Here is a 12,737-nt window from a genome sequence, read left to right on the forward strand (position 1 = left end):
AAAATCCTCCCTCTGTACCTTTAAACCCTCACACAGCTCCTCCGGGAGCTGTTTTTATATGTTCGCTAAGGAAGTCGATAAAAGCGCGTATGCGCGTACTTACCGCTCTGTCACTGTAATACACTGCGCTAAAAGGCATCTCTACAGGTAAGCGTTTGTCAGCCATCAGTTCTACAAGCTGACCCGCAGCTATTTCCTTATCAATCATATAGTCTGATAAACAGGCGATCCCATTTCCTTCAAGACAAAGCTGTTTCAGCGTTTCTCCGCTATTAGACGAAAGTCCGCAGGTGATCTCATGAAGTTGTCCGTCATGACAGGCCACGGGCCAGGTGTTCAGCGAGACGGGTTCCGTAAAGCCCAGACACAGATGCTGCCTTAACTCCTCAACCGTCTCCGGTTTACCATGCTCTGCAATATATTGCGGTGACGCGATAATTTTGCGGTAGCTGGTGAACAGAGGGCGAGCGCGTAAGCTTGAATCCGTCAGGGTTCCGGCGCGGATCGCCACATCCACTTTACGCTCAATAAGATTGATAAACGTTTCCGAGGAGACCAGAGACAGGGTCATCTCCGGGTAGCGCTCACGAAAGGGCTTAATCAGCGGCATCAAAAAATGAAGCACGACCGGCGTAGCCGCATCGATGCGCAGCAATCCGCGCGGGGTGCTGCGCGATTCCATTATTTCCGTTTCTGCCGCCGCCATCTCCTGCAAAACGGACTGCACGCGTCGAAAATAACGTTCACCTTCTTCCGTCAGGCTGAGCTGCCGCGTTGTCCTATTAAGCAGACTCACCCCGAGCTTCATCTCCAGCTTTTTCACCGAGCGGCTAATGGCGGAGTTCGCCTGCCCGAGCTGTTCGGCCGCACGGCTGAAGCTGCCGCTTTCAACAACGGCAACAAAGATAGTCAGTTCTTCCGATGTGGCTTTCATTATTGCATCATCCGCAAAATTCTATTGAGATTCTAACCATTTTTGTTATTTAAACACTGGCGCATACTGCCTGTCATCTTAATCCTGAAGAGACGGAGTATTTATGCCACTGGCGCTTCTTGCCCTGACGATCAGTGCCTTCGCAATTGGCACGACCGAATTTGTTATTGTAGGACTTGTTCCCACCATTGCTGAACAACTCGCCATTTCGCTGCCTTCTGCCGGGCTGCTGGTATCTATTTACGCGTTAGGCGTCGCTGTTGGAGCGCCTGTGCTGACCGCACTGACTGGGCGCTTTGCGCGTAAAAAACTGTTAGTTGCCCTGATGGTGCTCTTCACCGCCGGCAATATTCTGGCGTGGCAGGCTCCGGACTACACCACTCTGGTCATCGCCCGTTTGCTGACTGGCCTCGCGCACGGTGTCTTCTTCTCCATCGGTTCCACGATTGCAACCAGCCTGGTGCCAAAAGAGAAAGCGGCGTCAGCCATTGCGATTATGTTTGGCGGCTTAACCGTTGCGCTGGTCACCGGCGTGCCGTTAGGAACGTTTATTGGGCAACATTTTGGCTGGCGAGAAACCTTCCTCGCGGTATCGTTGTTGGGCGTGATTGCTCTGGTAGCCAGCCTGCTGCTGGTACCCTCCAGTATTCCGGGGCGCGCGAGCGCCAGCCTGAGCGATCAGGTTAAGGTTCTCACACACCCGCGCCTGCTGCTGATCTATGCCGTTACGGCTCTGGGTTATGGAGGTGTGTTCACTGCGTTCACCTTCCTTGCACCGATGATGCAGGAGCTGGCTGGTTTTTCTCCGGGCGCAGTGAGCTGGATTTTACTGGGCTACGGTATCTCCGTCGCAATCGGCAATATCTGGGGCGGCAAACTTGCGGATAAGCATGGTGCGGTACCGGCGCTGAAATTCATCTTCGCCGCGCTGGTTGTCCTGCTGATGATTTTCCAGTTCACCGCGTCGATACAATACGCCGCGCTGGTAACAGTGTTGGTTATGGGAATATTCGCGTTTGGGAACGTACCGGGATTGCAGGTGTATGTTGTACAGAAAGCCGAACGCTATACGCCCAATGCGGTGGATGTCGCATCCGGCCTGAATATCGCCGCATTCAATATCGGTATCGCACTCGGATCGGTTATCGGTGGGCAGACGGTTGAACACGTTGGATTAACCCAAACGCCATGGATTGGTGCGGTAATTGTGCTTGTCGCTTTCCTCCTTATTGGTCTGAGTGGACGGCTTGATAAACCCGCTCGCGTAGCGCTTGGATAAGTATCAGTAAGTGCTTGCTTACAAAACTGGAAAGCGGTTTCTCAGTAATTGCGTTGAAAGTGTGACCTAAAATCCCTATAACATTAGAACCAGTCCGTTTTCCGGGCTGGTTCATGTTACAGAGGTCGTTTCCAAAAGTGCGAAAAAATACCTATGCCATGCGTTATGTTGCCGGAATGCCCGCGGAGAGGATCTTGCCTCCGGGGTCGTTTGCGAGCCTGGGTCAGGCATTACCAGCGGGCACGCCATTAAGCAGTGACGAAAAAATTCGCGTACTGGTGTGGAACATCTTTAAACAACAGCGTGCGGAGTGGTTATCCGTACTTCAAAATTTTGGTAAAGATGCGCATCTGGTTCTGTTACAGGAGGCGCAAACCACGCCTGAGCTGGTCAGGTTTGCAACGACAAACTATCTTGCAGCCGATCAGGTGCCTGCCTTTGTTCTGCCACAGCATCCTTCTGGGGTGATGACCCTTTCAGCCGCACATCCGGTCTATTGCTGCCCGCTGCGTGAACGTGAGCCGATCCTGCGTCTGGCAAAATCGGCGCTGGTCACAGTCTATCCGTTGCCCGACACCCGTCTGCTGATGGTGGTAAACATTCATGCGGTGAACTTCAGCCTCGGTGTTGATGTGTACAGTAAGCAGTTACTTCCCATTGGCGATCAGATTGCTCATCACAGTGGGCCGATCATTATGGCAGGGGACTTCAATGCCTGGAGCCGTCCGCGTATGAACGCGTTGTACCGCTTCGCGCGTGAAATGTCGCTGCGTGAAGTTCGTTTTAACGATGACCAGCGCAAGAAAGCGTTTGGTCGTCCTCTCGATTTTGTCTTCTATCGGGGTTTAAGCGTGCACGACGCCTCCGTTCTGGTGACGCGCGCCTCCGATCATAATCCTCTACTAGTTGAATTCAGTCCCGGCAAACCTGATAAATAATGGTGCGTCAGGTCTGCCGTGGGGCAGGCCTGTGCGGGTGCTGCCCTTTATTTTTTAACCCATAAAAGGACAGCAACATGACAACAACACACTCCCATCATGACAACGTCGAAAAACAGTTTGGTTCGCAGGCAAGTGCCTACCTGAGCAGCGCCGTGCACGCCTCTGGCCGCGACCTGGTGCGTCTCGGCGAGCGGCTCGCCGCGTTTCCTGACGCGCACGTGCTGGACTTAGGCTGCGGGGCAGGGCATGCCAGTTTTACCGCCGCAGAGCAGGTTGCTCAGGTGACGGCGTATGACTTATCGAGCCAGATGCTCGATGTGGTCGCTGAAGCGGCGAAAGCGAAAGGACTGAATAACGTCACGACGCGCCAGGGCTACGCTGAATCATTACCCTTTGAGGATGCATCGTTTGAGGTTGTGATTAGCCGTTACTCTGCACACCACTGGCATGATGTGGGGCAGGCATTACGGGAAGTGAAACGCGTACTCAAACCGGGCGGAATCTTCATCATCATGGACGTGATGTCTCCCGGACATCCGGTACGAAATATCTGGCTCCAGACGGTTGAAGCGCTGCGTGATACCTCGCACGTGCAAAACTACTCCAGTGGAGAGTGGCTTACGTTTATCACCGAAGCCGGCTTGATTTCACGCTCATTGATAACCGACCGTTTGCCGCTGGAGTTTGCGTCATGGATTGCGCGGATGCGCACCCCCGAGGCATTAACTCAGGCGATCCGATTGTACCAGGAGAGCGCCTCTGCTGATGTGAAGGCGTACTTTGAGCTGCATGACGATGGTTCGTTTACTAGCGACACCATTATGGCTGAAGCGCAAAAAGCAGGATAAACAAAAAAGGCACCGAGGGGAATCGGTGCCTTTTTAACAAGCGAACGTACTATCAGGAATCTGGCGTAGCGCTGTTTTTCACAAACAACGTCAGCTGGTCGCCAGGTTGCAGGTTGTCAGTATCGTTGTTCCAGCGCATCACATCTTTGATGTTTACGCCGTGACGCTTAGCAATACTGGACAGCGAGTCGCCTTTACGTACGCGATAGGTAATGCTATCGCTGTTTTTAGCGAGACGCTGTGCGCTGCTACCTGCACCTACGTTCAGCGTTTGACCCACTTTCAGACCAGATCCGCGCAGATTATTCCACTGCTGGAGATCTTTCGCATTCACGCCAAGACGTGATGCAATACCTGAAAGCGTATCACCTGAACGCACCTTATAGCTGCGGCTGCTTACAGGCGACGTATCAGCGATCAGCGTGGACTGAACGGCTGCGATTTCACCCGAAGCTAAAGACTCTCGTAACTGTTCCGCATGTTTCTGCGGAACCATCACATAGCGTGGGCCACTAGCACCCAGCGTGGAGCCTTTAACACCTGCATTAAAGGTTTTAAGCTTACTTACCGACATACCCGTCATATCGGCAACCTGTTGAATATCAACCGGGCTGCTGAGGCGGACACGCGCCAGTGCACGACTTTCGTCTGGTGTTGGCAGTTGTACACCGTAACGTTTGCTGTTCTTGAGAATGTCACTCAGTGCCAGCATTTTCGGTACGTAAATCTTTGTTTCCTGTGGCAGTGAGAGCGACCAGAAGTCTGTGGATTTTCCACGCGCTTTATTCGCTTTCATTGCCTTCAGTACACGACCTTCACCACTGTTATACGCCGCGACAGTCAATAACCAGTCGCCGTCAAACATCTTGTTCAGACGTTGCATCATGTCGAGAGCGGCTGTCGTTGAAGCGACAACATCACGACGCGCATCGTAGTTGCGGGTCTGCTTTAAACCATAATTTCGCCCTGTGCTCGGAATGATCTGCCAGATGCCTGCTGCATTGGCGCCAGACGTCGCGTGCGGGTCAAAAGCGCTCTCCACTATGGGTAGTAGTACCAGTTCCATAGGCATGTTACGTTTCTTAACTTGCCCGGCTATCCAGTACATATACGGCTCTGCCCGTAATGTTACATCGTGGAGATAGCTCTTATTTCTCAAATACTTCTGTTTCTGTTCGCGAATCCGGCTGTTTTCCGGAATTCCCATCTTTAGCTCGTCGCCAATAGAGGCCCACAAGTCTTGTTCCTGCGCGAAGGATGTCCCATCGTCCAACCATCGCGCCTGACTCGTAAACTTCCCTGCTTCCCCTTGACCAGCCGCAGAAAGGCTCTGTGCGTGCTGTTGTACGTTGCTGCCGTTTTGTGACTGGCAACCTACAAGCAGGACAGAGGCGAGTAATATCGCTTTTGCCTTCATGTGTGTGTCAATAGTTGCTTAAAAGACGAGCGATGATAACGGCGAAATTTTGAAAAGGCAACCCGCAATTATCTGAAGTTATCTTTCTTTGACCTTAACCATGCAAATCGCGCTTCAGGTTGTAACAAATTTGTTTCTTGATTAATTTTATTAATTAAATCAACATCATCAGTTCTTAAAAATAAATTAATTTGTCGTTCATTTTTCAGAATTACGGGGAGTGTTTTTTGGTTTTTTGCACGTAACTCCTTCACTTTCAGGTAATAATCCTGAATCGCCCGATCCTCAGGCAGCACGCTTGCAGCAAACTTCATATTCCCTAATGTATACTCATGTGCGCAACAAATTACGGTGTCGGCTGGAAGCGCATTAATTTTTTGTAAAGATTGATACATCTGTTCTGGCGTGCCTTCAAACAGCCTTCCACAGCCGCCAGAAAACAGCGTGTCGCCACAAAACAGATAAGGTTTGCTGTAGAAACAGAGATGACCGGAAGTGTGACCTGGCGTAGCAAATACGGAAAACTCCCACCCGAGGATGAGGATACTTTCGCCTTCTTCGACAACTTGCGTCGTACCCTTATCCTGTGTCTCTGCCGGTCCGTAGACGGGAAGATGAGGATAGCGCGCAAGGAGATCGGGAACACCGCCGACATGATCGTGATGGTGATGGGTAAGTAGGATCGCTTCAGGCTGCCAGCCGTTTTCTTTTATCGCGTGCAGGATCGGTGCGGATTCGCCTGGATCAACAATGATGCATCTGCGATCGTCGTCGACTAAAACCCAGATGTAATTGTCCTGAAAGGCGGAAATACTGATAAGATTCATGCATTACCTCTTATAGCGTGGCGGGTGTTTTGATGAAACCGGCAAGGATACCTCAGACTGTCGCACCACCGGAACGTTGGGCAGAGTTGCCCTGGGGTGAATATTATCGCGAGGCCTTAGAACTTCAGCTTAAACCCTGGCTCGCGAAAATGTATGGTTTTCACCTGCTTAAGATTGGCAATCTGAGCGCAGAAATCAATACCGAAAGCTGCGCTATCTCGCATCAGGTTAGCGTATCGCTTAATGGCTCCCCGGTTCAGGTGAAAGCGGATCCGCTGCATTTGCCGTTTGCGGAAAAATCCATTGATGCCTGTCTGCTCGCCCATACGCTGCCCTGGTGCAGCGATCCCCATCGTCTGCTGCGGGAAGCCGACCGCGTTTTGATTGATGACGGCTGGCTGATCCTGAGCGGTTTTAATCCGCTGAGTCTGATGGGGCTACGTAAACTGACGCCCGTTCTGCGCCGCACGCCGCCCTATAACAGCAGGATGTTTACCATGATGCGCCAGCTGGACTGGCTTTCACTGTTAAATTTCGAAGTGCTGAGCTATGGGGGTTTTCAGGTCATCCCCTGGACGCGTAAAGGCGGGGTTTTATTAAGCACCCATTTACCCGCGCTGGGCTGCATGCAATTTATTGTCGCGCGTAAGAGGACGATCCCCCTTACGCTAAACCCAATGAAGCAAAGCAAATCAAAAACGCGGATCCGCCAGACCGTGGGGGCCACGCGGCAATACAAAAAACCGTGATCAGGATTCAGGTTGATAACCTGCATCCTCATGGGTTGGGTTGGATGCCGCCGCGCGAGCCAGCTCGTCACAGCGTTCGTTTTCAGGATGACCGGCGTGCCCCTTTACCCACTCCCATTTGATTTCGTGCTGACCGAGGGCGGCATCAAGACGCTTCCAGAGATCGACATTCTTGACCGGTTTTTTCTCTGCCGTTTTCCAGCCGCGTTTTTTCCAGTTGTGGATCCATTGGGTAATGCCCTGGCGGACATACTGGCTGTCGGTACTCAGCACCACGTCGCAATGTTCTTTTAACGCTTCCAGCGCCACGATGGCCGCCATCAACTCCATGCGGTTGTTGGTGGTCAGGAAATAGCCTTCACTAAAGGTTTTTTCATGCTGGCGATAGCGCATAATGGCACCATAGCCGCCGGGCCCTGGGTTACCGAGACAAGATCCATCGGTGAAAATTTCTACCTGTTTACGCATCTCTGGTAGACTTCCTGTATTTGAAACGTTCAGTAAAACGATAAGTCTGACATAAATGACCGCTATGAGCACTGCAATTACTCGCCAGATTGTTCTCGATACCGAAACCACCGGTATGAACCAGATTGGCGCCCACTACGAAGGGCATAAAATCATTGAGATTGGTGCCGTTGAAGTGGTGAACCGTCGCCTTACGGGCAACAACTTCCACGTTTACCTCAAACCCGATCGGCTGGTGGACCCGGAAGCGTTCGGCGTTCACGGAATTGCCGACGAGTTTTTGCTGGATAAGCCCACCTTTGCCGACGTCGCAGATGAATTTCTCGACTACATCAGAGGTGCGGAACTTGTCATTCATAACGCGTCGTTCGATATCGGCTTTATGGACTATGAGTTCAGCAAGCTCAACCGTGATATTCCGAAGACGAATACGTTCTGTAAAGTCACGGATAGCCTGGCGCTGGCAAGGAAGATGTTCCCCGGCAAGCGTAACAGCCTTGATGCCCTGTGCTCTCGCTATGAGATAGACAACACCAAGCGAACGCTGCACGGCGCGTTGCTCGATGCCCAGATCCTGGCCGATGTCTACCTGACCATGACCGGCGGTCAAACGTCGATGAAATTCAGTATGGAAAATGAATCCCAGCAAACGCGGGATGAAGGGGGAATTCAGCGCATTGTGCGTCAGGCGAATCGCCTGCGGGTTGTTTTAGCCAGTGATGAAGAACTGATGAACCATGAATCTCGTCTCGATTTAGTGCAGAAGAAGGGCGGAAGCTGTTTGTGGCGCACGTGAAAATGTGCCGAAACGTTTGTTAAATCACCGTTTGGGTGAATTTTGCAGCAAACGATTCAAAACCTGAGAAAAAGCGTTGACGAGTTCAGAGGCAAACCGTAATATTCGCCTCGTTCCCCAAACGGGAACAGTGGAGCGGTAGTTCAGTCGGTTAGAATACCTGCCTGTCACGCAGGGGGTCGCGGGTTCGAGTCCCGTCCGTTCCGCCACTATTCAGGCCCACGTTATTTATAACGTGGGCCTTTTTCATTTCTGCTTTTCCCTGATGTTACGCAAGGCGATAAGCCAGGGTAACATCGCGGGTTGCGTTTATCCGATCGTAAACTGATCTGCATCCTGCCAGGCCGGAAACTTCTCCCGATACTCCTTTAACGCCGTTAACGAGATCTCAGCGTCAATTCGTGTTGCCTGATGCGGCTCGGCGGTGGCAATAATCTCACCCTGCGGACTGATCACCCGGCTGTCACCGCGATAGTGATGCCCGTTGCCGTCCGTTCCTACGCGGTTACAGCCAACGACATAAGCCTGATTTTCAATCGCGCGCGCGGTCAGTAAAGCCTGCCAGTGCAGGGAGCGTGGGGCGGGCCAGTTGGCGACGTACAACGCCAGGTCATAATCGTTGCGGTTGCGCGACCACACCGGGAAGCGCAGGTCATAGCAGACCAGCGGCAGAATACGCCAGCCACGCCATTCAAATACCACGCGTTCGCTTCCGGCTTCATAATGTTGATGTTCATCCGCCATGCGGAACAGGTGGCGCTTATCGTAGAAATGCACCTTTCCCTCTGGCTCGACCAGCAGGAAGCGGTTAACCGGCCCGCGTTCGGTCTGGAGGGCGACGCTACCGGCAACCAGCGCGTTTGTCTCCTGCGCTTTGGCGTGCATCCAGGCCACAACCTCGTCCTGCGGCATCGACTGTTTTGCAGCCTCCATCGCAAAACCCGTGGTGAACATCTCCGGCAGGACAATCACATCGCGACCGCTAATCTCTTCGAGCTGGCGATCGAAATGGCGAAGGTTGGCGGGGCCGTCCATCCAAACTAAAGGCTGCTGCAAAACAGAAATCTTCAAACCAGGCACGATACCGACTCCTTAAAAGATCGCTTTTTGACACTGTAGCACGTCATTACGAGAAAATGTGGCATTAAAAAACCCCGCACGGAGCGGGGTTGATGGACGCTGAACGTCTTATGCGGCTTCAGGTTTGCGGTGCTTCTCCGGCAGCTTTACCGGCTGTGTCGCCAGCTCTTCTGGTTCGAAATCATCCACGTTAATACTGCGCAGACGGCTCTCTTCGGCTTTCACCAGGAGTGCGGCTTCGCTGTTGTCGATGATGCCACCCGCCAGCGCCTGTTTTGCCAGCTCATCCAGTCGTGTAAACGGCAGGTTTTTGCCCAGCTGTTTGCAGATCTTCTGGTGAATCGGGTCGGCGGCCATCACGTCAAGCAGCGCCTCTTCCAGCAAACCTACCGGGTTATGCGGGGTAGGTGCCAGATATTGACCCCGACCAATACGAGAGCGGGTTGCGCTCGGAACCTGAAGGATCTTCGCTACCTTGTGATCCAGCTTGTCGGACGGCGCCAGGTGATGACGACCGGTCGGGAAGATCACGACGCGCAGGGCACCTGCCACGAAGCGGTTCGGGAAGTTCGCCAGCAGATCGTCAATTGCCTGTTCGGCCTGATACATCGCATCCTGCACGCCCCAGTGCACCAGCGGCAGATCCGCTTCCTGACGGCCTTCATCGTCGTAACGTTTTAGAACCGCAGAGGCCAGGAAGATCTGGCTCAGCACGTCGCCCAGACGGGCAGAGATGCGCTCGCGACGCTTCAGGCTTCCGCCAAGAACGGCCATCGAGACGTCAGACAGCAGGGCCAGGTTAGCGCTCAGGCGGTTCAGGTGCTGGTAATAACGTTTAGTCGCATCGCTGGTCGGCGTCGCGCTGGTCAGCCCGCGCGTCAGGCCCAGCCAGAAGCTGCGCACCTTGTTACTGCCGACGTGACCGATATGTTTGAACAGCAGCTTGTCGAAGGCATCCACGTCGTTATTCTGCGCGGCGGCCATCTCTTCCAGCACGTACGGATGGCAGCGAATGGCGCCCTGACCGAAGATCATCATGCTGCGGGTCAGGATGTTTGCCCCTTCAACGGTGATGGCAATCGGAGCGCCCTGATAGCTGCGTGCCAGGAAGTTGCCTTCACCGAGCATGATCCCTTTACCGCCTGCGATATCCATTGCATCAATAATTGACTGCTGTGCACGGTGGGTACAGTGGTATTTCACAATTGCCGACAGCACGGCGGGTTTTTCGCCCAGCATAATTCCGTAGGTAATCAGCGAGGCTGCGGCGTCCATCACGTAGGCATTGCCCGCAATACGCGCCAGCGGCTCTTCGATACCTTCCATCTTGCCGATGGAGATTTTGAACTGACGGCGGATATGCGCGTAAGCCCCAATCCCCATCGCCACCGATTTCAGACCGCCGGTTGAGTTCGACGGCAGGGTAATGCCGCGGCCCACAGACAGACATTCTACCAGCATACGCCAGCCCTGACCGGCCATTTTCGGGCCACCGATGATGTAATCAATCGGGACAAAGATATCCTGACCGCGGGTAGGACCGTTCTGGAACGGTACGTTCAGCGGGAAGTGACGGCGACCAATCTCAACACCTGGGGTCGAGGTTGGGATCAGCGCACAGGTAATGCCCAGATCTTCTTCACCGCCCAGCAGTTTTTCCGGGTCAGAGAGTTTGAACGCCAGGCCCAGCACCGTGGCGATAGGCGCGAGGGTGATATAACGTTTGTTCCAGGTCAGGCGCATGCCCAGCACCTGCTGGCCCTGCCACTCGCCCATGCAAACCACGCCGGTATCGGGGATCGCGCCGGCATCAGAGCCCGCCTCCGGGCTGGTCAGCGCGAAGCACGGAATTTCCTGGCCACGCGCCAGACGCGGCAGGTAGTGATCTTTCTGCTCTTCTGTACCGTAATGCTGTAACAGCTCGCCCGGGCCTAAGGAGTTTGGCACGCCAACGGTAATCGCCAGGATCCCGGAGACACCCGCCAGTTTTTGCAGCACGCGAGCCTGAGCGTAAGCGGAGAATTCCAGACCGCCATACTCTTTCTTAATGATCATCGCGAAGAAGCGATGCTCTTTCAGGTATGCCCACAGCTCAGGCGGCAGGTCGGCCATTTCGTGAGTGATGGCAAAGTCGTTTGCCATGCGGCACGCTTCTTCTACCGGACCATCAATAAAGGCCTGTTCTTCGGCGGTCAGACGCGGCTGTGGATAGTTGTGAAGCTTTTTCCAGTCCGGGTTGCCCTGGAACAGATCGCCTTCCCACCAGGTCGTACCGGCGTCAATCGCTTCTTTCTCTGTACGCGACATCGGCGGCATCACTTTACGGAATCCCCTGAACACCGGCACAGAGATCATCGACTTACGCATCGGCGTCAGGTTAAACGGCAGTAAAATGATGGCCAGGGGAACAAGAACCCAGATATTCCACAGGCCAGCGACGCCAAGTGCAGCCGTCCAGGCCAGAAGAATCAGGCTACTCAGGAATAAACTGACACGGTGATAGAACAACACACCGAGCAGTACAACGGTTGCGAGAATGCTCAAAATCATCATAAAGAAAAGCTCCCTTGCTTGTAGGAGGTCTGACCACTTGTGATGATATGGTTGTAGTTGATGTCATTTCCTTTAGCAATGTGTTTACAAAATAATTACAACCTGGTTCACATTGTTCGCGTTTTAGCCGGCACAAAAAATCAAAACGCCGGACGATTCGCATGGCTTTAGCTTCTCGCTTTTACTGCTATCCGGTACACTCCACTGTGTTATTTCATCAATACTGAAGGATTATCCTCATGTACCAGGATCTTATTCGTAACGAACTGAACGAAGCGGCGGAAACGCTGGCGAACTTTCTGAAAGATGATGCCAATATTCACGCTATTCAGCGCGCGGCGGTCCTGCTTGCCGACAGCTTCAAAGCCGGCGGTAAAGTGCTCTCCTGCGGTAACGGCGGTTCCCACTGTGACGCCATGCACTTCGCCGAGGAGCTGACCGGACGCTATCGCGAAAACCGTCCGGGCTACCCGGCGATTGCGATTTCCGACGTGAGCCACATCTCCTGTGTAGGCAACGACTTTGGTTACGACCACATCTTTTCCCGCTACGTTGAAGCCGTAGGCCGTGAAGGCGATGTGCTTCTCGGTATCTCCACGTCCGGTAACTCCGCTAACGTGATCAAAGCGATCGCCGCCGCGCGTGAGAAGGGCATGAAAGTGATCACCCTGACCGGGAAAGATGGCGGTAAGATGGACGGTACAGCGGACATTGAAATCCGCGTTCCACACTTCGGTTATGCCGATCGCGTTCAGGAAATTCACATCAAAGTGATCCACATCCTGATCCAATTGATCGAAAAAGAGATGGTTAAGTAAGACTTCGCTGGGGGGCGCCGGTGCCCC

12 protein-coding genes and 1 tRNA gene are annotated in these 12,737 nt (G+C 53.3%); 7 read left to right on the forward strand and 6 right to left on the reverse strand.

The features are described from left to right. Positions 1-28 precede the first annotated feature (28 nt). Positions 29-934, reverse strand: coding sequence for a DNA-binding transcriptional regulator YafC (gene yafC, locus SK47_RS03925; protein WP_003863251.1), 906 nt, complete (start codon positions 932-934; stop codon positions 29-31). 103 nt (positions 935-1,037) lie between these two features. Here yafC and SK47_RS03930 point away from each other — a divergent pair, with 103 nt between their 5' ends. The 3 genes from SK47_RS03930 (at position 1,038) to SK47_RS03940 (ending at position 4,002) form a co-directional block, all read left to right on the forward strand. Continuing rightward, positions 1,038-2,213: an MFS transporter gene (locus SK47_RS03930; RefSeq protein WP_003863248.1), complete on the forward strand. Its 1,176-nt coding sequence runs from the start codon at positions 1,038-1,040 to the stop codon at positions 2,211-2,213. 137 nt (positions 2,214-2,350) lie between these two features. Next, positions 2,351-3,151, forward strand: coding sequence for an endonuclease/exonuclease/phosphatase family protein (locus SK47_RS03935; RefSeq protein WP_003863247.1), 801 nt, complete (start codon positions 2,351-2,353; stop codon positions 3,149-3,151). A gap of 77 nt (positions 3,152-3,228) precedes the next feature. Then, entirely contained in the window at positions 3,229-4,002 is a 774-nt protein-coding gene (locus tag SK47_RS03940; protein ID WP_003863245.1) for a class I SAM-dependent methyltransferase, read from the forward strand. 52 nt (positions 4,003-4,054) lie between these two features. Here the strand turns inward: SK47_RS03940 and mltD are convergent, their stop codons facing one another. Both mltD and gloB read right to left on the reverse strand, forming a co-directional pair. Beyond that, positions 4,055-5,419 carry a murein transglycosylase D gene (gene mltD / locus SK47_RS03945; protein WP_022650424.1) on the reverse strand — a complete coding sequence of 455 codons (1,365 nt, stop codon included), beginning with the start codon at positions 5,417-5,419 and terminating at the stop codon, positions 4,055-4,057. Between the two features lie 68 nt (positions 5,420-5,487). Beyond that, positions 5,488-6,246, reverse strand: a complete 759-nt coding sequence (gene gloB / locus SK47_RS03950) for a hydroxyacylglutathione hydrolase (protein WP_022650425.1) — start codon at positions 6,244-6,246, stop codon at positions 5,488-5,490. 32 nt (positions 6,247-6,278) lie between these two features. Here gloB and SK47_RS03955 point away from each other — a divergent pair, with 32 nt between their 5' ends. Further along, positions 6,279-6,995 carry a class I SAM-dependent methyltransferase gene (locus tag SK47_RS03955; protein WP_017383714.1) on the forward strand — a complete coding sequence of 239 codons (717 nt, stop codon included), beginning with the start codon at positions 6,279-6,281 and terminating at the stop codon, positions 6,993-6,995. Here the strand turns inward: SK47_RS03955 and rnhA are convergent, their stop codons facing one another. After that, positions 6,996-7,574 carry a ribonuclease HI gene (gene rnhA, locus SK47_RS03960; RefSeq protein WP_160840538.1) on the reverse strand — a complete coding sequence of 193 codons (579 nt, stop codon included), beginning with the start codon at positions 7,572-7,574 and terminating at the stop codon, positions 6,996-6,998. Here rnhA and dnaQ point away from each other — a divergent pair. Both dnaQ and SK47_RS03970 read left to right on the forward strand, forming a co-directional pair. Continuing rightward, positions 7,528-8,259, forward strand: coding sequence for a DNA polymerase III subunit epsilon (gene dnaQ, locus SK47_RS03965; RefSeq protein ID WP_003863237.1), 732 nt, complete (start codon positions 7,528-7,530; stop codon positions 8,257-8,259). The genes rnhA and dnaQ overlap by 47 nt on opposite strands. A 132-nt stretch (positions 8,260-8,391) precedes the next feature. Continuing rightward, positions 8,392-8,468: transfer RNA gene (locus SK47_RS03970), tRNA-Asp, on the forward strand. A 100-nt stretch (positions 8,469-8,568) separates the two neighbouring features. Here SK47_RS03970 and SK47_RS03975 read toward each other — a convergent pair. Both SK47_RS03975 and fadE read right to left on the reverse strand, forming a co-directional pair. Further along, a complete protein-coding gene (locus tag SK47_RS03975) occupies positions 8,569-9,339 on the reverse strand; it encodes an amidohydrolase (RefSeq protein ID WP_045337373.1) in 771 nt (256 codons plus the stop codon). A gap of 108 nt (positions 9,340-9,447) precedes the next feature. After that, complete coding sequence (gene fadE / locus SK47_RS03980; RefSeq protein ID WP_048243526.1) at positions 9,448-11,892, reverse strand: acyl-CoA dehydrogenase FadE; 2,445 nt, start codon at positions 11,890-11,892, stop codon at positions 9,448-9,450. Positions 11,893-12,131: 239 nt separating this feature from the next. Between fadE and lpcA the strand changes: the two genes are divergently transcribed. Further along, the gene (gene lpcA, locus SK47_RS03985) at positions 12,132-12,710 is read left to right on the forward strand and encodes a D-sedoheptulose 7-phosphate isomerase (RefSeq protein ID WP_003863232.1); all 579 of its coding nucleotides are present in this window, start codon (positions 12,132-12,134) and stop codon (positions 12,708-12,710) included. Positions 12,711-12,737 lie beyond the last annotated feature (27 nt).

It is taken from the genome of Enterobacter sp. BWH52, assembly GCF_001037565.1.
In the GTDB taxonomy this organism is placed as follows: Bacteria; Pseudomonadota; Gammaproteobacteria; order Enterobacterales; family Enterobacteriaceae; genus Enterobacter; species Enterobacter hormaechei_C.

What these genes read in the sequence shown, in the direction of transcription:
- yafC (WP_003863251.1), bottom strand. Translation starts at nt 934, where the DNA reads ATGAAAGCCACATCGGAAGAACTGACTATCTTTGTTGCCGTTGTTGAA.
- SK47_RS03930 (WP_003863248.1), top strand. Translation starts at nt 1,038, where the DNA reads ATGCCACTGGCGCTTCTTGCCCTGACGATCAGTGCCTTCGCAATTGGC.
- SK47_RS03940 (WP_003863245.1), top strand. Translation starts at nt 3,229, where the DNA reads ATGACAACAACACACTCCCATCATGACAACGTCGAAAAACAGTTTGGT.
- mltD (WP_022650424.1), bottom strand. Translation starts at nt 5,419, where the DNA reads ATGAAGGCAAAAGCGATATTACTCGCCTCTGTCCTGCTTGTAGGTTGC.
- gloB (WP_022650425.1), bottom strand. Translation starts at nt 6,246, where the DNA reads ATGAATCTTATCAGTATTTCCGCCTTTCAGGACAATTACATCTGGGTT.
- SK47_RS03955 (WP_017383714.1), top strand. Translation starts at nt 6,279, where the DNA reads ATGAAACCGGCAAGGATACCTCAGACTGTCGCACCACCGGAACGTTGG.
- dnaQ (WP_003863237.1), top strand. Translation starts at nt 7,528, where the DNA reads ATGAGCACTGCAATTACTCGCCAGATTGTTCTCGATACCGAAACCACC.
- fadE (WP_048243526.1), bottom strand. Translation starts at nt 11,892, where the DNA reads ATGATGATTTTGAGCATTCTCGCAACCGTTGTACTGCTCGGTGTGTTG.
- lpcA (WP_003863232.1), top strand. Translation starts at nt 12,132, where the DNA reads ATGTACCAGGATCTTATTCGTAACGAACTGAACGAAGCGGCGGAAACG.